15 protein-coding genes are annotated in these 19,247 nt (G+C 47.6%); 5 read left to right on the top strand and 10 right to left on the bottom strand.

The window, feature by feature from the left end:
• Window position 1: 1 nt before the first annotated feature.
• From RIG68_RS13480 to ccoN, 4 genes are all read right to left on the bottom strand, one after another.
• Window positions 2-436, bottom strand: coding sequence for a FixH family protein (locus RIG68_RS13480; protein WP_152001528.1), 435 nt, complete (start codon window positions 434-436; stop codon window positions 2-4).
• Entirely contained in the window at window positions 433-1,863 is a 1,431-nt protein-coding gene (gene ccoG / locus RIG68_RS13485; RefSeq protein ID WP_350123014.1) for a cytochrome c oxidase accessory protein CcoG, read from the bottom strand. Before ccoG ends, RIG68_RS13480 begins: the two co-directional genes overlap by 4 nt.
• A gap of 28 nt (window positions 1,864-1,891) precedes the next feature.
• A complete protein-coding gene (locus RIG68_RS13490; protein ID WP_350123017.1) occupies window positions 1,892-2,821 on the bottom strand; it encodes a cbb3-type cytochrome c oxidase N-terminal domain-containing protein in 930 nt (309 codons plus the stop codon).
• Between the two features lie 189 nt (window positions 2,822-3,010).
• Window positions 3,011-5,161 (bottom strand): cytochrome-c oxidase, cbb3-type subunit I, encoded by a 2,151-nt coding sequence (gene ccoN, locus RIG68_RS13495; RefSeq protein ID WP_350123020.1) that lies wholly within the window; start codon window positions 5,159-5,161, stop codon window positions 3,011-3,013.
• Between the two features lie 199 nt (window positions 5,162-5,360).
• Here ccoN and RIG68_RS13500 point away from each other — a divergent pair, with 199 nt between their 5' ends.
• Window positions 5,361-6,602 (top strand): aspartyl protease family protein, encoded by a 1,242-nt coding sequence (locus RIG68_RS13500; RefSeq protein WP_350123023.1) that lies wholly within the window; start codon window positions 5,361-5,363, stop codon window positions 6,600-6,602.
• On the opposite strand, the gene RIG68_RS13505 is transcribed toward RIG68_RS13500, so the two are convergent.
• The 3 genes from RIG68_RS13505 to RIG68_RS13515 form a co-directional block, all read right to left on the bottom strand.
• Entirely contained in the window at window positions 6,599-8,518 is a 1,920-nt protein-coding gene (locus RIG68_RS13505) for an LTA synthase family protein (RefSeq protein WP_350123026.1), read from the bottom strand. The genes RIG68_RS13500 and RIG68_RS13505 overlap by 4 nt on opposite strands.
• Window positions 8,519-8,595: 77 nt before the next feature.
• On the bottom strand, window positions 8,596-8,766 hold the full coding sequence (ccoS, locus tag RIG68_RS13510; protein ID WP_152001522.1) for a cbb3-type cytochrome oxidase assembly protein CcoS: 171 nt from the start codon (window positions 8,764-8,766) through the stop codon (window positions 8,596-8,598).
• Window positions 8,767-8,769: 3 nt separating this feature from the next.
• A complete protein-coding gene (locus tag RIG68_RS13515) occupies window positions 8,770-11,196 on the bottom strand; it encodes a heavy metal translocating P-type ATPase (protein ID WP_350123029.1) in 2,427 nt (808 codons plus the stop codon).
• A gap of 131 nt (window positions 11,197-11,327) precedes the next feature.
• Between RIG68_RS13515 and RIG68_RS13520 the strand changes: the two genes are divergently transcribed.
• Complete coding sequence (locus RIG68_RS13520) at window positions 11,328-12,443, top strand: NAD(P)/FAD-dependent oxidoreductase (protein ID WP_350123032.1); 1,116 nt, start codon at window positions 11,328-11,330, stop codon at window positions 12,441-12,443.
• Here the strand turns inward: RIG68_RS13520 and RIG68_RS13525 are convergent.
• A complete protein-coding gene (locus RIG68_RS13525) occupies window positions 12,440-13,306 on the bottom strand; it encodes a UbiA family prenyltransferase (RefSeq protein ID WP_350123035.1) in 867 nt (288 codons plus the stop codon). The two genes, RIG68_RS13520 and RIG68_RS13525, sit on opposite strands and share 4 nt — an antisense overlap.
• A gap of 54 nt (window positions 13,307-13,360) precedes the next feature.
• On the opposite strand from RIG68_RS13525, the gene RIG68_RS13530 reads away from it, so the two are divergent.
• Genes RIG68_RS13530 through RIG68_RS13540 form a run of 3 tightly spaced genes read left to right on the top strand, consistent with a single transcriptional unit; the run spans window position 13,361 to window position 16,109 of the window.
• Window positions 13,361-14,485, top strand: a complete 1,125-nt coding sequence (locus RIG68_RS13530; RefSeq protein ID WP_350123038.1) for a type III polyketide synthase — start codon at window positions 13,361-13,363, stop codon at window positions 14,483-14,485.
• Window positions 14,478-15,191 (top strand): methyltransferase domain-containing protein, encoded by a 714-nt coding sequence (locus tag RIG68_RS13535; protein WP_350123041.1) that lies wholly within the window; start codon window positions 14,478-14,480, stop codon window positions 15,189-15,191. The genes RIG68_RS13530 and RIG68_RS13535 overlap by 8 nt, the downstream gene beginning before the upstream one ends.
• Before the next feature lie 9 nt (window positions 15,192-15,200).
• A complete protein-coding gene (locus RIG68_RS13540) occupies window positions 15,201-16,109 on the top strand; it encodes a cation diffusion facilitator family transporter (RefSeq protein ID WP_350123044.1) in 909 nt (302 codons plus the stop codon).
• Window positions 16,110-16,113: 4 nt separating this feature from the next.
• On the opposite strand, the gene RIG68_RS13545 is transcribed toward RIG68_RS13540, so the two are convergent.
• A complete protein-coding gene (locus tag RIG68_RS13545; protein WP_350123047.1) occupies window positions 16,114-16,698 on the bottom strand; it encodes a nitroreductase family protein in 585 nt (194 codons plus the stop codon).
• Between the two features lie 37 nt (window positions 16,699-16,735).
• Window positions 16,736-19,243, bottom strand: coding sequence for a T9SS type A sorting domain-containing protein (locus tag RIG68_RS13550; RefSeq protein WP_350123049.1), 2,508 nt, complete (start codon window positions 19,241-19,243; stop codon window positions 16,736-16,738).
• Window positions 19,244-19,247: the final 4 nt, after the last annotated feature.

A 19,247-nucleotide genomic window follows, 5' to 3' on the forward strand; every position in this document is an offset into this window, starting at 1 on the left:
ATCAGATCACTATAGTTTTCTCTTCAAAGAAAGTCTGTCCTCCTTGTTGCCAGGAAATTTTCATTTTCCAAAGTCCCTTTTTTAGCTGAGAGGTGTCCATTTGAAAACTTCCTGTATCGTCCAGCTTCAGCAAAAACTTCTTATCAAGTTTGGCATCAGATGGACGAAACATAACGACTTCGCCAGTCAGTGCAGCTCCTTGTTCACCGAATGAAAGCTCCAGCCGGTTCTCACCGGGCGTGCGGGTTACCTCAACTTTTGTCGATGATTCCTGGGCGTTGGAAATGTCATCGATCCTCGATTGGTACTTGATTTCCTGCTGGTAGTAGTCTGCTGAAACCAGCGACACATCCTGCCGCACGCACACCACCACAAGGCTGATAATAAGACCTGCAAATAGTACAAAGGCTACTGTAATCCAGCTTCCGAAGTTCATGGCTTTTTCTGTTTAAAGGGCCCTAGAAAGTTTGTCTTTATCTCATCAAGCAACTCTCCGTCTCTATAGAGTTGTATCACCAGCTTATTACTGGTTTCGGTCACATTCTCTCGTGGCAGATCAATAAAGTAAACGGACTCCAGGTTGCTGGCTGCCGGTATCACCAGGCCTTCGCCCCCTACCCGGTCAATCGTGCCTCCGTTGGCGTCTTTCAGCTTCACTTCTATGTGAATATCCTCATAGGTTTTGTTCACAAACTGAATATTGTAAAGATTGGAGATCATTCCGTTTTCCTTCTCCTGATAAAGCATTCCCGGAACACGCAGCATGGTAGCTTCCACGTCTGTTCGGGTGGTAAGCAGAAAGGCCAATAGCCCCAAAATTCCCACAAGGACTGCGGTGTAGGCAGCTATTCTGGTGTTAAAAGAAAACTTCTCCCCCTCACTGACCATGCTGTGACTGTAGTAACCAATGAGGCCCGTTGGGCGGTCAACCTTCGTCATTACCTCATCGCATGCGTCTATGCAGGCTGTGCAGTTGACGCACTCCAGCTGAGTGCCGTTTCTGATATCAATTCCGGTTGGGCACACGTGCACACAAAGCTTGCAGTCGATGCAATCGCCCTTAGGTGGCTCAGCTTTCGCTCCGGCTACTTCTTTCTTTATTTTTCCTCTGGGTTCGCCACGCAACCAGTTATAAGCCACAACGATTGATTCTTTGTCGAGAAGCACGCCCTGCAAACGGCCATAAGGGCAAACAGCAATACAAGCTTGCTCTCTAAAATAGGCAAAAACCCAAAAGAAGATGCCTGTAAATGCAACAAGCCCAATAAACCCCGCCATGTGTGCTGTGGGCGGCTGCGATATAATGGTAACCACCTCATCAACCCCTATCAGATAGGCCATAAGCGTGTGGGCGATAAGCGCCGAAATCCCCAAAAAGATGGAAAGCTTGAGACCCTTCTTCCAAATTTTCTCAAAATTCCAGTCCTGTCTCGCCAGTTTACGCTGCTGATTAGCGTCACCCTCGATCCAGTACTCGATTTTCCGAAAGACCATCTCCATGAAGATAGTCTGAGGGCACATCCAGCCACACCAAATACGGCCAAATACTACGGTAAAAAGAATCACAAACACAAAGAAGGCGATCATGCCTATCCCAAAAATGATAAAATCCTGAGGCCAGAATACCGTGCCGAATAGAATAAACTTGCGCTCGAAAATATTGAAGAGGAACATTGGGTGTCCCCTCCAGGAAAGGAAGGGAGCACCAAATAATAAACCTAACAAAAGCACTGTTACTGCTATCCTGTAAGTGTGATACCTCCCTTTGGGTTTTTTGGGGTTAATCCACACTCGCTTGCCCTGTTCATCTACAGTGGCAATTGTGTCACGGTACAGTTCATCATATTCATATAAATCTTCCATCGCTTTTTGGGATGCTTACTTCATGTCTCTAGTTTCCAGATTCCTGCCCTGCGGCTCCCGGTTCATATGGATCTCCCTGAGGTTCTTTGGGGCTTGCAGGCGTAGTGCCCTGCATAGTCAGGATGTAACTCGCAACGTCTCTGATGTCTGTTGGCTTCAAAGTAGCCTGCCAGGCAATCATACCCTTCTGAGGCACACCGTACTTGATGGTTTTAAATACGTCGTTGATGGAGCCGCCGTGAATCCAGTATTTATCGGTCAGGTTGGGGCCCACGCCACCTCCGCCATCAGCAGCGTGGCACACGGCGCAACTCTTGTCGAAGATGTCTTTTCCATTGACAAGTTCAGCTTCAACAGCCGTTGCTTCCACACTGTTCTCATCCAGCTCATTTACAGCGAGCAGCTTTCTGGCCTCAGCTTCCTCACTGGCCACCGCCAATTCGTTTTGATATTCCTCCTCCTGAAGTGGAAGTGTATCGAAAACATGGTAGGCAAGCAGATAAACCACAGCAAAAACTATCGACAAATAAAACATGTACTTCCACCATGGCGGCAAGTGATTGTCAAGTTCTCTGATGCCATCGTAGTTGTGATCGAGCAATACGGCGTCCTCCTTTTCAAGTGGCACAGCATCCGTCATTTTTTGATTAAACCTTGCCCAGAAGCCGGGTCCCTCTTCATACGTCAGGCCCTGGTCAGCTAACTCGCTCACTTTTTCTTTCCTGATAATCACTTTGATAATGGTGAGGGTATAGAGCGCCACCACAAGTACAAGAACGGCCACAATGACAACTAGTGCCATGGCGGTATAGAGCAACAATTCAGGGCTATCGGAGGTGGTTGGCGTAGCGTTTGCATCCTGGCCAAAGCCCACTGCAGGCATCAGCAATCCAAAAAGCGTTAACCACGTTTTCGGCTTTTTCTTTAATAAGGCCAAAAGTCTATTTAAGTGTGTCATGATTCAACTGGTTAGGTGTGGAACTTTGATCGCTATCCATAGGGAGGTGGCTCATTTCATCTATATAGTCTTTGTCTGCCAACCAAACCCAAAGTAATAGCCCGACAAAGAAGGCGAAGAAGATAGCCAGTGAAACAAGTGGCCAAATCTCTATACCTGTGATTGATCTTAATACTTCCTTATACATGGCTAGTTTCCTCCTTCCTGGGTTGACGATACATTTTGATTGGCAACTCCCTTCACTTTGATGTCGGTGCCCAGGCGTTGCAAATAGGCTATAAGTGCGATGATCTCCGCCTCCGGGGCGATCTCTATGCCATCCTTTTTCAGATTTATGGCTATCAATGCCGCTTGTTTACTCATAAGCGCATTGGCCTGATCCTCAAACCCTTCCTCATAAGGCACCCCTACATTGCGTAATGCACTGATCATGGCCGGAGTTAGGTCGGCATCAACCTGTTGCTCAAACAACCAAGGATAGCGGGGCATTATCGAGCCAGGCGACATGGATGTGGGGTCAAGCATGTGATTGAAATGCCATGAATCGGGGTACTTGGCACCTACCCGGTGCAAATCGGGCCCGGTACGTTTAGAGCCCCACAGGAATGGATGGTCATACACAAACTCTCCTGCCTTAGAATATTCTCCATAGCGCTCCGTTTCCTCCCTGAATGGGCGCACCATTTGAGAATGGCAAGTATTGCAGCCCTCCCGGATATAAATATCTCGGCCGTGCAATTCCAATGGTGTGTAAGGTTTCACGCTGGCGATAGTGGGCACATTGGATTTGATCAAAAATGCCGGCACAAACTCAATCACCCCGCCGATTAAAATGGCAACAAGTGCCAGACTGGTAAAAATGATCGGCTTGCGCTCCAATACGGCGTGCCAATGTCCCCCAACAATTTCCCTCTTTTCAAGCGCTGGCGCTTCCGCTGGCTCATTGGCAATCAGCTTACCAGCATAGGCTGTTTTCACAAGGTTGTAAGCCATTACCAGCACTCCAATGATGTAAAGCAAGCCACCAACAGCCCTCAACATGTACATGGGCACAATCTGAGTGACAGTTTCAAGGAAGTTAGGATACTGCAAGAAACCGTCTTCTGTGAATTGTTTCCACATCAAGCTTTGGGTGATGCCTGCCCAATAGAGTGGCAAGGCATAGAAAATGATACCAAGGGTGCCAATCCAGAAATGGAAATTGGCGAGCTTATCGGAGAAAAGCTTTGTCCCATAAATCCGTGGGATCATCCAGTAGAGCATGCCGAAAGTAAGGAAGCCATTCCAGCCCAGGCCACCTATGTGCACGTGGGCAATGATCCAGTCGGTGAAGTGAGCAATGGCATTCACATTTTTCAGTGAAAGCATAGGCCCCTCGAATGTTGACATACCGTAGGCGGTAACTGCCACCACCATAAATTTCAATACTGCATCTTCACGCACCCTGTCCCAGGCACCACGAAGCGTTAGCAGGCCATTGAGCATACCACCCCACGAAGGAGCCAGGAGCATGATGGAGAAGACAACACCGAGTGACTGAGCCCAATTGGGCAAAGAGGTATAGAGCAAGTGGTGAGGGCCTGCCCAGATGTAAATAAATATCAAAGACCAGAAGTGAATAATAGACAGCTTATAAGAGTAAACTGGTCTGTTAGCCGCCTTGGGCAGGTAATAGTACATCAAGCCAAGGAAGGGGGTGGTAAGGAAAAAAGCCACGGCGTTGTGACCATACCACCACTGAACCAGTGCATCCTGCACTCCAGCAAAGGCTGAATAGCTTTTGAACAGGCTTACCGGCCATGCAAACGAGTTGAAAATATGAAGCACTGCAACGGTGACGAATGTGGCAATGTAAAACCAAATGGCCACATACATGTGCCTCTCCCGCCTCTTGAGGATGGTGCCTATCATGTTGATGCCGAAAACGACCCAAATGAGGGCGATGGCAATGTCGATCGGCCATTCCAGCTCGGCATACTCCTTAGAGGACGTGAAACCAAGCGGCAATGTGATGGCCGCAGCCACAATAATGAGTTGCCAGCCCCAGAAGTGAATCCAGCTTAAGGCGTCGCTCAGCATTCTGGCTTTTAGCAGCCGTTGCAAGGAGTAATACACACCGGCAAACATAGCGTTGCCCACAAATGCAAAAATCACCGCATTGGTGTGCAGCGGCCTGATTCTACCAAATGTGGTGTACTGCAGGTCAAAATTGAATATCGGGTAAAAAAGCTGAATGGCTGCAGTAAGGCCTACCAGCATACCCACGATACCAAAGACAACTGTGGCAATAGCAAAGTACTTTACTATTTTGTTGTCGTAGCTGAATTTTTCTAATTCCATATTTATAGAGGGTTAGCAAATGGAAACACGGCAAAACTATTTGAAAGCACAGGCCAGGCTAATGACGAATGCCATTTGCAATACTGACTTTTGTCATATTCAATCAGGCAAATAAGAGGCTCAAAGTAAGTGTAATGAAAAACAGAAATGTTTACATTACGTAAAACAACCACCTGATATTTCTAACCGATTCAAAATAATGAAGAGGACGACCTTTTCCAAATGCCTTGCCTTCCTCTTTGTCATAATTCTTACCCTCCAGTCCCATGCTCAATTTTTGGGCTTTCGAATGAGCACAGGTGCCAAGGTGATCGAGTTTCCTTTCGAGCGATACAATAACCTGATTATTATCCCGGTAACTATCAATGGCAGGATTACTGTCAAGTTCATTCTCGACAGCGGTGTTCAAAACTGTATTCTGACGGAGCCCCTTGTCGCCTCTCTCCTCAACCTTACCTACGACCGCACCATCACCTTTACTGCTCCGGGGCAAGCGGACAGCATTTTGGCGCACGTGGCCAAAAATGTGCAGCTTAAGCTCCCCGGCATTGAAGGACAAGGCATCTCCATGCTGGTGCTTGATCAGGACTACCTCAACCTAAGCAATCAGCTTGGCACCGAGGTATTCGGCATCATCGGGTATGAGCTGTTCAGCCGGTTTATCATCGAAGTCAATTATGACAAGAAGGTGGTAAAATTCTACGAGCCTAATTTTTTCAACCCAAAAAAATATTATGAAAAAGTGCCACTCATTGTTCGTGGTACCAAGCCCTATATGGCTGCCGAAATCACTCAAAAAAATGGAACCAAAATGAACGTGGCCCTGATGGTTGATAGCGGCGCCAGTCACGCAATTTTACTTGATCAGAGCACCAGTTCGCTGATTCATCTGCCAGAAAAGAACCTTGAGGCGAGCCTGGGCAAAGGCCTTGGTGGTGATATAGAAGGCGTAGTGGCCAGAGTCGACAAGGTGAAGATCGGTAAATACAGCTTTGACGATGTGATCGCTTCCTACCCGAATGAAGGTTCGTATGGCCTCGTTCCGGAAGAAGCTGAGCGAAGGAATGGCACAGTAGGAGGTGAAATCCTCAGCAGGTTCAATCATATTTACGACTACTTCAGCCAAACGCTTTATCTCTCAAAAAGCGTTGAGTACCAAAAGAAGTTTGAGTACGATATGAGCGGGCTGGAAGTGGTGGCGCATGGCACAGAGCTCAATCGCATCAGGGTTGTTAATGTGAGGGAAAACTCGCCAGCAAAAAGGGCTGGTGTGATGGAAGGCGATATTATCAAAACGGTGAACGGCCTGACCATAACGAATACAAGCCTCAACTTTCTTACCACGCTCATGCGGCTTAAAAAAGGGAAAAAAGTTACGCTGAGGCTGCTGCGAAACGCAGAAGAGGTAAAGGTCACTTTCCGCCTGGAACGAATGATCTAGAAAAGAAAATCCCTGTACACCGCCGTGATGAAGGCTCTGCTATTTTCGTAGGCGGTAGCAAAAGCAGATTCGTCAGTAAATTCACTTTCTACCACTTTGTTCCTGTCGAAGTCGAAAGCGAAATAGCCATTGGCGTCCACCCAACCATAGCCATTGTGGTGCTCGTACATAGCAAAGCCCCCCGACCCTTCGTTGAGCAAATCTTTACTGAACCGATAGCCGGAAACACCCCGATCCATTTGACTTAATAGCGTTTTGGCAAGGTCGTATTGAGCACCTATTTTATCCACTTTGGCTCCCCGAAAGTCCTCTTTGATCACTCCTCCCCACCAAATCATGGGAATGTGGTACATCTTATCATTGTAAGGAAAGGGGTTGTATTCGTTGGTGCGACCATGATCTGCTATCAACACAAACAAGGTCTTGTCGTAAATAGGTGAACGCCTGACCTTTTCAAAAAACTTACCCAAATGCTCGTCGGCATAGGCAATAGTAGCAGCATAGGCAGCCCACTCTCCACCGGTTGGCCAGTCGGTCAGTCCGGGTATGTCGTAAGGTGAATGGCTGCTTAGTGTAAAAAGTGAATAGAAGAAAGGTTTGTCTCGGTTGCCTGCTCGCTCCAATTGATCGTAAAAATAAGGCAGGGTAGCTTCATCGTGTGCCCCCAGTCGGCCCCGTGGTTGCAAAATGCTAAGCGAGTCTTCATCGAACAATTTGTTGAACCCGGCATTCACCAGATAGCCACCGATATTTCCAAAATCGAGGTCGCCGCCGTAGTGGTATTCCGAATTGTAGTCACCAAGGCTCCGGGGCAAAGAAGGCAGGCTGCGTATTTTCTCGTCCTGCTGATTGATGGGGCTGCGAGGCAAGGCCGGATAGCCGCTAAAAATGGATGCGTTACCTTTTTGCGACGTCCATGACGCCGCATATACCCGCTCAAAAAGAATGCCTTCGCTGGCCAGTTTCGAGACACTTGGTGCACCCACCCCACCAAGCGCCTCCACCATTTGGGCCGACCAGCTTTCGAGCACAATGAACACAATATTGAAAGTGTCCTTTTTAAGCACCTTTGTAGTCAGGCTGTCGTGGTCACTCAACAAGGCCCTTGTAATATCGTTGGCCTTCTCCTGTGGATATTTACCGAAGAACTGATCAAGGTTGCCCTTGCGGTATCGCAGCCATTTGTCTCCAAAGTTCCAGATGGTGTTGACCGAGGCATCGTTGACGATGTGATAGTTAGAAAAATAGCCATTAGATATGCCTAACGGATACCTGCCCAAACCCCCTCTTATAGCCACAATAAGCAGAAAGGCATAAAAAAGAAGCACTGGAAGGCCAATGGCAAAACGCTGGAGCCAGGAACCTTGCGCAGCTACGGGAGCTGCCCTCTTCAAAAGCCTGCGGTAGAGCAGCCATACAACAAGCCCCAATACCAGCACCATCAGAGCAAACTCAACCATGTAAGCGGGAGTCGCTGTGCGAACCACCTCGGTAGGGTGGGCAAGGTGCACAAAGACCCGTGAAGAAAGCTTCGACTTCCACTCCTGGTACGTAACCGTTTCACCTACATGAATAAGAATCGTTAGGGCTGCAAATAGCAGAATCAGCACGGTGACGACTTTAGTCAGCACGGTTCTCGCCCGCTGATGCCCGACAAAGAGAAAGGCCAGGCTTAGCAAAAAGGGGATAACGGTAAAATAAGCAGCCGCAGAAAGGTCAAGCCTGAAGGGCATATAGAAGGCCCGGAGCGTTTCCTGGAATCCAGCTTCGCCCCATATCTCCGGAAAATAGAAGGCAACAAACAGCAACCGCTCGAAAAAGAAGAGGAGGAAGAAAAATCCCAGCACTCTGAGAACAAAGGCTCCAATGTTCAGAAAACTCTTAACCGGGGTGCTCCCCTCAGGTGAAAACAACATTTATCCGTCTGCTAAAGTGTCTATCGTTAACCTCTTGGTTGCGCAAAGGTAACTTTTAGTTAACGATTACCTTACGGCTATTTTTCGGTTTTGTTCTCGTCTTTTTTGATGTTGTCGTCGAACAGCATTCTGACAGATGGCCCGTAGGTGTCTTCGTACTGGCCGCTTTTCATTGCCCAAAGAAATGCGATAAGAAAAACGATCGCCACAACTACACTGATGCTGATAAGAAGGATAATAATTTTCATGTCTTACGTGAGTTTAAGGTGACCTGCAACTAATCGGATTAAGATCGTGCTAAGCGCCACAATGGTGATGCTGCTCACGGGCATAAGAATAGCAGCCAGCAGGGGGGTGAGCATGCCTGTCATGGCAAAACTTAAACCCACAATATTGTAGGCAAATGATACACCAAAGCAAATAAAAATAATTTGTCTGGCTCGTCTGGCGAACAACAGAAACGTTGGAAGCCGCTCGAAGCTTTTGGCATCCAAAATAGCATCGCTGGCTGGCGAAAAGCTGGCCACATCTTCGCTGATGGCCATGCCCACATCGGCCTGCTGAAGTGCCCCCGCATCATTCAGGCCATCGCCCAGCATCATCACTTTTTCACCACTTGCCTGACAAGCAGCCACATATTCCAGCTTCATTTCCGGTGTCTGATTGAAATACATGGGCGTTTCGTCGGGAAAAACCTCCTTCATCAACGTCTGTTCGGTAGATCTGTCGCCGGAAAGCAGCGTAGTTTTGAAACTGGCTCCGAGCTTTTGAATTACTTGCTTCAGCCCACCTCTCGTTTTTGTGCGAATGGAAAAGTGACCCCGGGTAATTCCATCAATGGCCAAATAAACCATATTACCCTCAGTGATTGACACCCGGGCCTCTTCAAAGCAAAATGATGGAGAGCCAATGCGATACGCCTTCCCGTTGACGGCTGCTTCAATACCTTTGTTCTCAATTTCCTTAAACTTATCAACCGGCAGCTTTTGAGCAAAGCGTTGCGAAAGGTGCTCGTGCAGTTTACGGCTTAGTGGGTGGGTGGAGTGGCTGGTCACCGAAAAAATGGCTTGAAGCTCGTCGTCCGAGTAGCGCCCGCCCAACATCACTTCCCCGTCCTTTGCATAGGTAAGGGTTCCTGTTTTGTCAAAAACCAGGCGATTGATGGTGGCTATTTTCTCAATGATATGCGTATTTTTTAAATAGAGCCCAGCTTTGCCCATCATCACCATAGCATTGCCCAGCGTAAATGGTGTGGCCAATGCCAGCGCACAGGGGCACGCAACAATAAGCACAGCGGTAAATGCATTTACCGCCAGTGTAGGCGATTGCTGCCACCAAAAAATAAAGGCTCCGGTGGCCAGTACCATGACAGCCATAGTAAAATACCTGGCGATTACATTGATCAGCTGCTGGTACTGTTCCTCATTTTCCTTTACAAAGGAGCTATGGTTCCAAAGCTGGGTAAGGTAGCTCTGCGACACATCCTTTTCTATCAGCACCTTAATGGAAGCGCCCTGCTGGCGCCCGCCGGCATACAGCAAGTCATTCTGTGTCCTTTTTACAGGGTCGCTTTCGCCAGTAACAAAGCTGTAGTCTACCGAGGCCGAAGGGCTGATGAGAATGCCATCAGCTGGTATCAGTTCTTTGTTTCTAATCAGCAAAATATCGCCTTTCTTAATGTCAGAAACGGGGATGTTTCTGGTTGCACCGTCAACCCATTTGAGCACCGCCAGGGGGAAGTAGGAGGTATAATTTCGTTCAAATGAAAGATGGTCGTAGCTCTTGCTCTGAAACCACTTGCCAATAAGCAAGAAGAACAGCAGGCCCGCAAGCGAATCGAAATAGCCCGCCTCTCCTCCTAAAAACACCTCATAGGTGCTCCGCAAAAAAAGGGCAGCAATACCAAGAGAAATGGGCACGTCTATATTGACAAACTTCTTTCGCAGGCTCTTAAAAGCAGAAACGAAATAGTCCTGCGCAGAATAGAACACGACAGGAAGTGCCAAAAGGAAATTCAGATAGCCAACAAATTGTTTGAGATAATCCTCGTCACCATCGAAGCCGAGGTATTCAGGAAAGCTTAGCAACATAATATTTCCAAAGCAAAAACCCGCTACACCGAGTTGTGCATAGAGCTTCCGGTTGGGTGAGGAAGCTTTCTTCTGTTCTTTTGCTTCGTCTTCGAGTGTAATGAGCGGGGCATAGCCAATAGAAGCCAGTAACTCTACGATTTTTCTTAGGCTTACATTGTCCTGCTGAAAGGCTATCGTAAGCTCCTTTTTCACAAAGTTGACCCTGGAGCTTGTCACCGAACTCTCCAACCTTGGGAGGTTTTCCAGTAGCCAAAGGCAAGAGCTGCAGTGAATAGCGGGAATATAAAAGGTCACTTTTGTGGTCTTGCCGTCAGTGAAATCAATCAGTTTTTTACTGATTACCTCCTCGTCAAGAAATTCGTAGGCCTCACTGGATTTTGGCTGCTTCAAGCTCAACCCAGGGGTTTTCTCCAGTTCGTAGTAGTCGCAAAGGCCGTTGTCCTGTAGCAACTCATATACAGTTTTGCAGCCCTCACAGCAAAAGTGCTTTTCGTGGCCCAAAATAGGCTCAATGAGGCACTCATCACCACAGTGATAGCAATAAGTTTTCTCTGCAACAGGCTTCTTTGGGAGGGTTGTCTGCATGTTCCAAAATTCAGCGAGAATACTCCTCTAAGTTATGATATTGGGATTTATTTCTACTGACTTTTGTCATTAAGTGACAAACTCCTAAACAAAACACCCCGGCGTCTGATTTTACCTTATATTTCTCTTTCATGAAAGACGTGGTGATTATCGGTGGTGGGCTAGCCGGTCTGGTCAACAGCATATTGCTGGCTAGAAACGGGCTCCATGTGCTGCTGGTCGAAAAAAAAAGCTACCCCTTTCATCGGGTATGCGGAGAATACATTTCGAATGAGGTGGAGCCTTTTTTGCGGCGCAACGGGCTCTATCCCGACGATTTCGAACCCGCCACCATCAATCGATTCAGCCTATCGTCCATTTCTGGCAAGCAGGCGTCTGTGTCCCTTTCTATGGGTGGCTTTGGCATCAGCCGGTTTCAATTCGATCAGTTTCTTTATGGGAAAGCTCTTGAAAGCGGTGTGCAGTTTGCCCTCAATCAATCTGTTGATGACATTTTAAAGGAGGATCAAAGTTTTGTGGTAAGTTATGGCAACGGTCAATCGGCCAGCAGCAGGCTGGTGATTGGGGCGCACGGCAAACGATCTAAAATTGACAAGCAGCTCAACAGGCCTTTTATGAAAAAAAGGTCACCCTTTGTTGGTGTGAAGTACCATGTGAAAACCGATTTCCCAAAGGATTTAATAGCCCTTCACAATTTTCCAGGAGGATATTGCGGCATTAGTAAGGTTGAAAATGACACCTACAATGTTTGCTACCTGAGCCGCACCGAAAACCTGAAAAGCTCCGGAGGCATCGCAGAAATGGAAAAGGCTGTGCTTTACCAAAACCCGAGGCTGAAGGAGCTTTTTGAAAATTCCGACTTCCTGTTCGATGGCCCTGAGGTGATCAACGAAGTATCTTTTGAGAAAAAGGAGACTACCAACAACGGTATCCTGATGTCGGGCGACTCGGCTGGACTGATCACTCCCTTGTGTGGCAACGGTATGGCTATGGCCATTCATTCCGCTAAAATTTTGGCAGAAATAATTACTTCCCACCGCCGGAATAATGCCTTTGACCTGGCGGCCATTGAAAAAGAATATGCTCAGAAGTGGAAGCAGCAATTTGCCCGCCGCCTGTGGGTAGGCCGCCAGTCGCAAAATCTGTTTGGCACTCATTTTACATCCAATATTGGCGTGGGGCTGGTGGGTGGCTTGCCATTTTTAGCCAAACGTATTATCGCTCAAACACATGGCCAACCTTTCTAAGTAAACAGCCAAAGCCAGGAAAAAAACAGGTTGAGGCAGACGGCAGAATAGAAGTTCAGCCGCATGGTGTTTCTAAAGTTTGCCTGCTTTCTATCGTTTCGCACCGTGGCATACCACCAGAGAAAGTAGGCGAGCACCGGCCCCATGGCTATTAAAAAAGCCAATGCTGTTGTCATTTCATAGCTCGTCAAAAAATAGTAGAAAAATCCGCCGCTTGCCGCCGTGAAACAGATGGCCGTAAAATGAAAAGTGCCCAAAACACCGAGCTTACGGCTCAGCGTCTCATCTCCTCTTCTTCCGTCCTCCTCGTGTTGATACACCTGGGTCATAGGATACGAACCCCAAAGCAGGGCGGAGGATAAAAAAGCCGGCACGAAATATTTGGCATTCAGAAATAGCTCAGGGGAAAAGTCTTTCAAGCCTACTGCTACCAGCATAAACGTGAAATACCCTTGAAAGAAGCCAGCCACAAGCCAGCCAAGCAATGGCTTCTTTTTCCAGCGGGTAAGCGGGTGGCTGTAGGCTTTCGACGCCAGTCCATAGCCAAAAAGCATCAGTGCAAATACCCAATTAATCATAAAACCAGCGACAAGCGCTACGGCATCGAAGATCAGTGACGTCCAGTAAAGTTCTTCAGATACTTTTGGTGGACGCTCCAAACCACCAATGCTTTCTTCATCTTTATCAAAATATGAGTTAAACCCGTTGCTGGCAGGGTAAAGGAAAAGGTGAAGTATTAAGAAAATAATCCCGGTCAATAAAAGACCATCAGGCTTTACAGTCGCACAGGCAAACACAAATACCGGTAATAAGTAGAAGGAAAAGGGTATGCGAAGATGAAGCCAGGTAGCCTTTTGTAACATATAATAGCCAAGTGTTTGAACAAGTAAGGCTAAATTTAGCTTATTATACCATCTATGGAATCTAATATTCTCGGAATAGGCACCGCTACCCCCGCTCATCGCTTTAGTCAAAGCGAGATTTTGGGGTTTATGATTAAAGCGCACGGGCTGACCGGGAAAGATGCCAACAGATTGGAGGCACTTTATCGGGCTTCCGGTATTCGATACCGCCATTCGGTGCTCGACGACTATGGTGCGGCAGTAGATGACTTCATTTTCTACCCCAAAAACGAGCGCCTGGAGCCATTTCCAACCATCAGCTCAAGAATGGAGCGGTACAGACAGGAGGCACTTCCTCTTTGCCAAAAAGCTGTAAGCGATCTCGAGAAGGCTATCGGGCTGACGCCAAACTGGCAAAACGAGGTAACGCACCTTGTCACTGTTAGCTGCACGGGTATGTATGCTCCCGGGCTTGACCTCGAGTTGCTGCAACAGCTCGGTCTGGCAGGTGATGTGCAACGCACAGCCATCAACTTTATGGGTTGCTACGCTGCATTCAATGCCATGAAAGTGGCCGACAACATCTGTCGCTCGCACAACGGTGCACAAGTGCTTGTCGTTTGCGTGGAGCTGTGCACCTTGCACTTTCAGAACAAGCCAACAGAAGACAACCTCCTGGCCAATGCCCTTTTCGCAGATGGTGCTGTAGCCATGCTTATTGCTGGAAAAAAGAAGAACGGAGTCAACCTTAAGCTTGCAAACTTCCACTGTGATGTCGACACAACGGGAGAAACTGACATGGCCTGGCAAATTGGCGACTTCGGTTTTGAGATGAAACTTTCAGCCTATGTGCCCGACATTGTAAAGGGTGGCATCGGAAGACTAACTGAAAAACTTCTGAGGCAACACGGGGGCTCTGTAGCCGCTGTCGACTACTTTGCCATCCACCCGGGAGGCAAGCGAATACTTGAATCCATCGAAGAGGCTATTGGCATAGAAAAGGCGCAAAACTGGGCTGCTTACGAAATACTCCGTGAATTCGGCAATATGTCGTCACCCACCGTGTTATTCGTTCTAAAAAGGATCATAGAAAGCCTGTCGGAAAAAGATGAAGGGAAAAAGGTGCTTAGTTTCGCCTTTGGGCCTGGCCTAACGCTCGAAAGTATGCTGCTCGAAATCAATGTCGGAAGTAATGCCTGATTTTTCCCAGCGATCGGCAGCATTGGAATGGATGGATGATCTTAGCTCCTCGGGAGACATTATTGTCCAAACTCTTAAAGAGCTCGACACAATTAACAGATTACTTGGCGGCAACAGTATCAGCCTGAGTGGCCTGAAAAAACTGCTCAGCCGCTATCCCGAAAAACGAAAAGAGAAAATAGTGATCGCCGATATTGGCTGCGGCGGTGGTGATATCATGAAGCTGCTTGCTGGCTGGGGTAGAAAAAACAATCTACAATTGGAGTTGATAGGCATTGATGCCAATCCTCATGTGCTGGAATATGCCCGGGAGAACACGAAAGATTTTCCTGAAATCAGGTTTGAGCAGATTGATATTTACTCGAAGGCGTTTTCCAGGCTAAAGTTTGACATTATCCACACCAGCTTGTTCACGCATCATTTCCCCGAGTCCGAGCTCATTGCCTTCTACTCGCAGTGGGTCGGGCAGGTGAACATGGGCATTATCAACAATGACCTGCACCGCCACTGGTTTGCCTATCATTCTATTGATTGGCTAACAAGACTGTTCTCCCGTTCACCCATGGTCAAATACGATGCCCGGCTATCCGTGCTCAGGTCATTCCTCAAGCCCGAGCTGGAGGATATACTCTACAAAGCCAAGATTCAATCTTACGATATTCAATGGAAATGGGCCTTCCGTTGGGAATTAGTCATATATGCCTGATATTTGAGCATGGCGCATCAGCATGGACATCATCAGGGGCATCACCATCATCACGAGCACGACAGCTCGGGAAAGCTTCGGGCTGTTTTTTTCATCAATCTGATCTTTGCCATCCTCGAGCTGATAGGTGGGCTGCTGACAAATTCCATGGCTATTTTATCGGACGCCCTCCACGATTTGGGTGACTCCATGGCCATAGGGCTCAGCTGGATTTTTGAGCGGATTTCCAGAAAAAAACGGGACAAAAATTTTAGCTATGGTTACAAGCGGTTCTCACTCATTTCGGCTACCATTAGCGGCCTCATTCTTTTTGCCGGTTCTGTCATTATCATCATTGAAGCAGTTCCACGTTTCTGGAACCCAGAGCCAGTACAAACTTTTGGTATGCTGATTTTTTCTGTGTTGGGTATCCTGGTTAACGGTGCTGCTGCGTGGAAAATGTGGGGCGGAAAAACCGCCAACGAAAAAGTGGTAAAATGGCACCTGCTGGAAGACGTGCTTGGCTGGGTGGCAGTACTGATCGGCTCCATCGTCATACATTTTACCGATTGGTATTTTATCGATCCCTTGCTGTCGATAGGCATAGCAGTTTTCATCTTGTTTGGTGTATATCGCACATTGAGCGAAACCATCACCATATTTCTGCAGGCTGTGCCAGACGATGTATCCGTGAAGGTAATCCACGATCAGTTGATGACGATTGACCACGTAAGTGACGTTCATGATATTCATGTGTGGACAATGGACGGACAGTATAATGTGCTTTCGTGCCACCTGGTAGTGGAAGATGACGCTTCATCTCAAGTTGTCGCCGCTGTCAAAAGGGACGCCCGCAAAGTTGCCACCTCTTTTGGCATCAACCACCAGACCTTTGAGGTGGAGACCACGAAGGATGTATGCGAATATGAAGATTGTTAAAAGGCTAACGCACCCAGGTTGTCTTCTCTTTCACTGATCCTCGTTTTCCTTCCGGCCATTTTGAGCCTGCCACACCAACAAAAAGGAATCCCAGAAACTTGTCATTCTTGCCAAGGCCAAAAAATGATTTTGCCTCTTCCATATAAGTGATTCCTCCAGAGCCCCAATAACAACCAACTCCGTAAGCAGCAGCCGTCAGGTACATGTTCTCCACAGCGCATGAAACCGCCTCAATTTCTTCAATTTCCGGGATCTTTCCTTTTTCATCCCTTTTCATTCCTATGCCGATAATGTGAGATGCCGACAGTGGCTTGGTTTTAAGTCCCTCGTATTTACCCTCATTAAAGTTGCCCTGGGCAGTGGTTACTTTCTTGAATAACTCTGCCTGAAAGGCTGCCAATCTTTGAATGCCATCACCAGTGAAAACGGTAAATCGCCAGGGCTCGGTAAGCCCATGAGTGGGTGCCCAATTGGCATTTTCCAGCATTTGGTGAATAACAGCTTCGTCCACCTTCTCCCCGGTAAATTGCCCTGTGTAAATTGATCTCCTGTGCTTAATGAGTCTGTTGAATTCCTCTGTATTGAACATTTTGCTGCTTTTTCCCTGTAAAGCTAGTCAACAAAAATTACCGGGAAATAATTATTCTGTAGGTAATTATTGGCCTGCCGGGAACCAGTTGATCATGAAAACGAAGGACGTATATCCCATTGTTGAAAGCCGTAACATCCATTAATTGTGTGCTGTTCTTCTCGTTTTTCAGCGCCATAGTTTTCAGGCTGTTTCCGTTCAGGTCCATCAACTCAGCCACAACGTTTCCTTTAACCAGCTGTTCATATTTGATGGTAACGAATTTGTCAGCCGGGTTAGGATACACTTCAAGGTCTTTAAAATAGCTCAAATAAATGCCTGTTTCCTTCACCTTCGTAATAAGGAGCGACTCTTCCGTCACCAATGCTTCGAGTGAGATCCTGTTTTGCTCCAGGCCTGCTCCGCCTCCAAGCTGGAAGTCGATAAAAGAGGCTGGGTCTATTGGAATGCCGGGGTACTGAATATTGATCCTATAATCGCCGTCAGCCAGGTTGCTAATTTCAAACTCACCGTTTTCATCGGTCTGTATGTACACCACCAATTCATAGTCGTCTTCGTTTCCCTTTGCTCTGAACCTTGAACGACTAATGCTTACCCCTGCTCCCTTCACCCGTTTGCGGTCCAACACTTTGCCACTGCCGAAATCTTCATCCAAAAAACCCAACACAACGTTGTCGCCATCATCTGGTGTCAACTCTCTTGGAAGATACTCCATCGTAATGTCGGCGCCAGTAGTGTTTTCCCTCAAGTTTACGACGTCGGCAAATGCCCAATCTATCGTCCTTTTATGATAGGTGGGAATATAAACGTTGTTGTTTTGGCTGGCATAGAGCAGATAGTCTCCTAACACAAGTTGAGAAATAAAAAACAAACCGTTGGCTCCCCCGGTATAACTACCCAGGGTGTCGTAACGCCCAGGTCTAATGCCCAGCGTAGCACCAGTGGCATTGGCAACATTGGCTCCATCTGCGTTCGTTACTCGCCCTTGCACGCTGGCTGTCGCCCTGATCTTCTGAGTATTGCTGGCCAGAATAAGGTCAGGAACTAGTGAACTCGTAGCACGGAGTTCGTATTCTCCCATGTTGTCATAAATCAAATCATCGATGGCATAGGTAGACGAGTTGGCCTGAGCAACCGATTCACCATTCCGAAACCATTGGTATTCGTTGGCAGATCCGCCGACCGACAAATCATGAACAAAAGAGGTATGAACCGGCTGTAGGGAATCCAGCGCCGTTCCAAATTTGCCCTGGTTAGCATAGTTAAAATTAGAGAGTCCGATGTTCGGTTCAAGGTCATCAAATTGTAAAAGGTTACCAGAAACATCGATCAACTGAATATTAGGCAACGTTGAAAGGTTGGGAAGGCTTTCCAGCCTGTTGCTCGCCAGGTTGAGCGTTTGAAGGTTGGTAAGCTGTGCTGCCGAAGCAGGTACGCCCTGTCCGATTTGGTTATTTGAAAGGTTCAGACTGGCCGCCAAAGACAACTTTCTAAGGTCAGCTGTGAGGCGGCCTGTGAGGTTATTGTCAGCCAGGTTGATGCCCACTACCCTTCCTCCCTGGACGCTGACGCCGTGCCAGGTATCTATCGGGGCAGTTAACCAATCTGTTTTGTTGATCCAGTCGTCTCCATTTGCTCTTGCATAAAGCTTTACCAAAGCGATGGAGTCGGCTTCCCTGCTGTTATTGATTTCGCTGGCCAAGGCATAAAAGTTAAAAAGTGCGTCTTCAAAACTGGTAACCGTGCCGTTGTCAACCGTGCCACTGGTAGACTGCTGGCCCAGGCTTTCGTAAGTACCGCCAAGTTCATCTGATGCCACTATTGAGGCATTGTTCATCGTGCCTATGAAGCTTTCATTGATTGTCGGCAAGGTAATTTTCCCCTCAGTCATTTCGCCCGAAACAACTGTTCTCTCCCAATATCTAGCCTGTGAGATTTCGACAACCCCCAGGCCACCTTGGCCGACCGGGTGAGGTTCTTTCGCCTCCATGGCAACCACCGGAGCATTGCCTTTTACTTTTATTAGCTCAACTGGAGTGAAGGTGGAGCCAGTGCCAATGGGAAAGTATTGATTGCCCTGCCCTGAAATTTGCATTTTCCCCCGGACATAACTCGACAAAGATGCGCCGGAAATACTGGCAGTACTTTTCACAACAAAGTTGGCCGATGGGTTTACATCTATCAGCCCGTCCGTGAGCACAAGCCCTTCAGTAATTAAAACATTGGATGAAATTTGCTTCGAGCCTCCCCCGTTAACAAACAACGAGGCCAATTGCTGCCCATTGTGAGCAAATGTTTGGCTTGTCCCTGTCAAATTCACAATACCCAAACCTCCGTAGGTGCCTGAGTTACTCCAGTCGTTGTAGAGATAAAGCGTGCCATTATTAGAAATAGTACCTTGGTTGATCGCATTGGCTTGCACACCAACCTTGGTGGCAACAGTAATACCTATCGTGGTGCCTGGGCTGGTAGTAAACTGGGCCAGCGAGGAGTTACCTCTGATCATCGCTCCCAAAAACAAAAAGACTATTACTATATATCTCATCCCT

Origin of the sequence: Imperialibacter sp. (assembly GCF_040222385.1) — a bacterium.
In the GTDB taxonomy this organism is placed as follows: domain Bacteria; phylum Bacteroidota; class Bacteroidia; order Cytophagales; family Cyclobacteriaceae; genus Imperialibacter.

What these genes read in the sequence shown, in the direction of transcription:
- RIG68_RS13480 (WP_152001528.1), bottom strand. Translation starts at nt 436, where the DNA reads ATGAACTTCGGAAGCTGGATTACAGTAGCCTTTGTACTATTTGCAGGT.
- ccoG (WP_350123014.1), bottom strand. Translation starts at nt 1,863, where the DNA reads ATGGAAGATTTATATGAATATGATGAACTGTACCGTGACACAATTGCC.
- RIG68_RS13490 (WP_350123017.1), bottom strand. Translation starts at nt 2,821, where the DNA reads ATGACACACTTAAATAGACTTTTGGCCTTATTAAAGAAAAAGCCGAAA.
- ccoN (WP_350123020.1), bottom strand. Translation starts at nt 5,161, where the DNA reads ATGGAATTAGAAAAATTCAGCTACGACAACAAAATAGTAAAGTACTTT.
- RIG68_RS13500 (WP_350123023.1), top strand. Translation starts at nt 5,361, where the DNA reads ATGAAGAGGACGACCTTTTCCAAATGCCTTGCCTTCCTCTTTGTCATA.
- RIG68_RS13505 (WP_350123026.1), bottom strand. Translation starts at nt 8,518, where the DNA reads ATGTTGTTTTCACCTGAGGGGAGCACCCCGGTTAAGAGTTTTCTGAAC.
- ccoS (WP_152001522.1), bottom strand. Translation starts at nt 8,766, where the DNA reads ATGAAAATTATTATCCTTCTTATCAGCATCAGTGTAGTTGTGGCGATC.
- RIG68_RS13515 (WP_350123029.1), bottom strand. Translation starts at nt 11,196, where the DNA reads ATGCAGACAACCCTCCCAAAGAAGCCTGTTGCAGAGAAAACTTATTGC.
- RIG68_RS13520 (WP_350123032.1), top strand. Translation starts at nt 11,328, where the DNA reads ATGAAAGACGTGGTGATTATCGGTGGTGGGCTAGCCGGTCTGGTCAAC.
- RIG68_RS13525 (WP_350123035.1), bottom strand. Translation starts at nt 13,306, where the DNA reads ATGTTACAAAAGGCTACCTGGCTTCATCTTCGCATACCCTTTTCCTTC.
- RIG68_RS13530 (WP_350123038.1), top strand. Translation starts at nt 13,361, where the DNA reads ATGGAATCTAATATTCTCGGAATAGGCACCGCTACCCCCGCTCATCGC.
- RIG68_RS13535 (WP_350123041.1), top strand. Translation starts at nt 14,478, where the DNA reads ATGCCTGATTTTTCCCAGCGATCGGCAGCATTGGAATGGATGGATGAT.
- RIG68_RS13540 (WP_350123044.1), top strand. Translation starts at nt 15,201, where the DNA reads ATGGCGCATCAGCATGGACATCATCAGGGGCATCACCATCATCACGAG.
- RIG68_RS13545 (WP_350123047.1), bottom strand. Translation starts at nt 16,698, where the DNA reads ATGTTCAATACAGAGGAATTCAACAGACTCATTAAGCACAGGAGATCA.
- RIG68_RS13550 (WP_350123049.1), bottom strand. Translation starts at nt 19,243, where the DNA reads ATGAGATATATAGTAATAGTCTTTTTGTTTTTGGGAGCGATGATCAGA.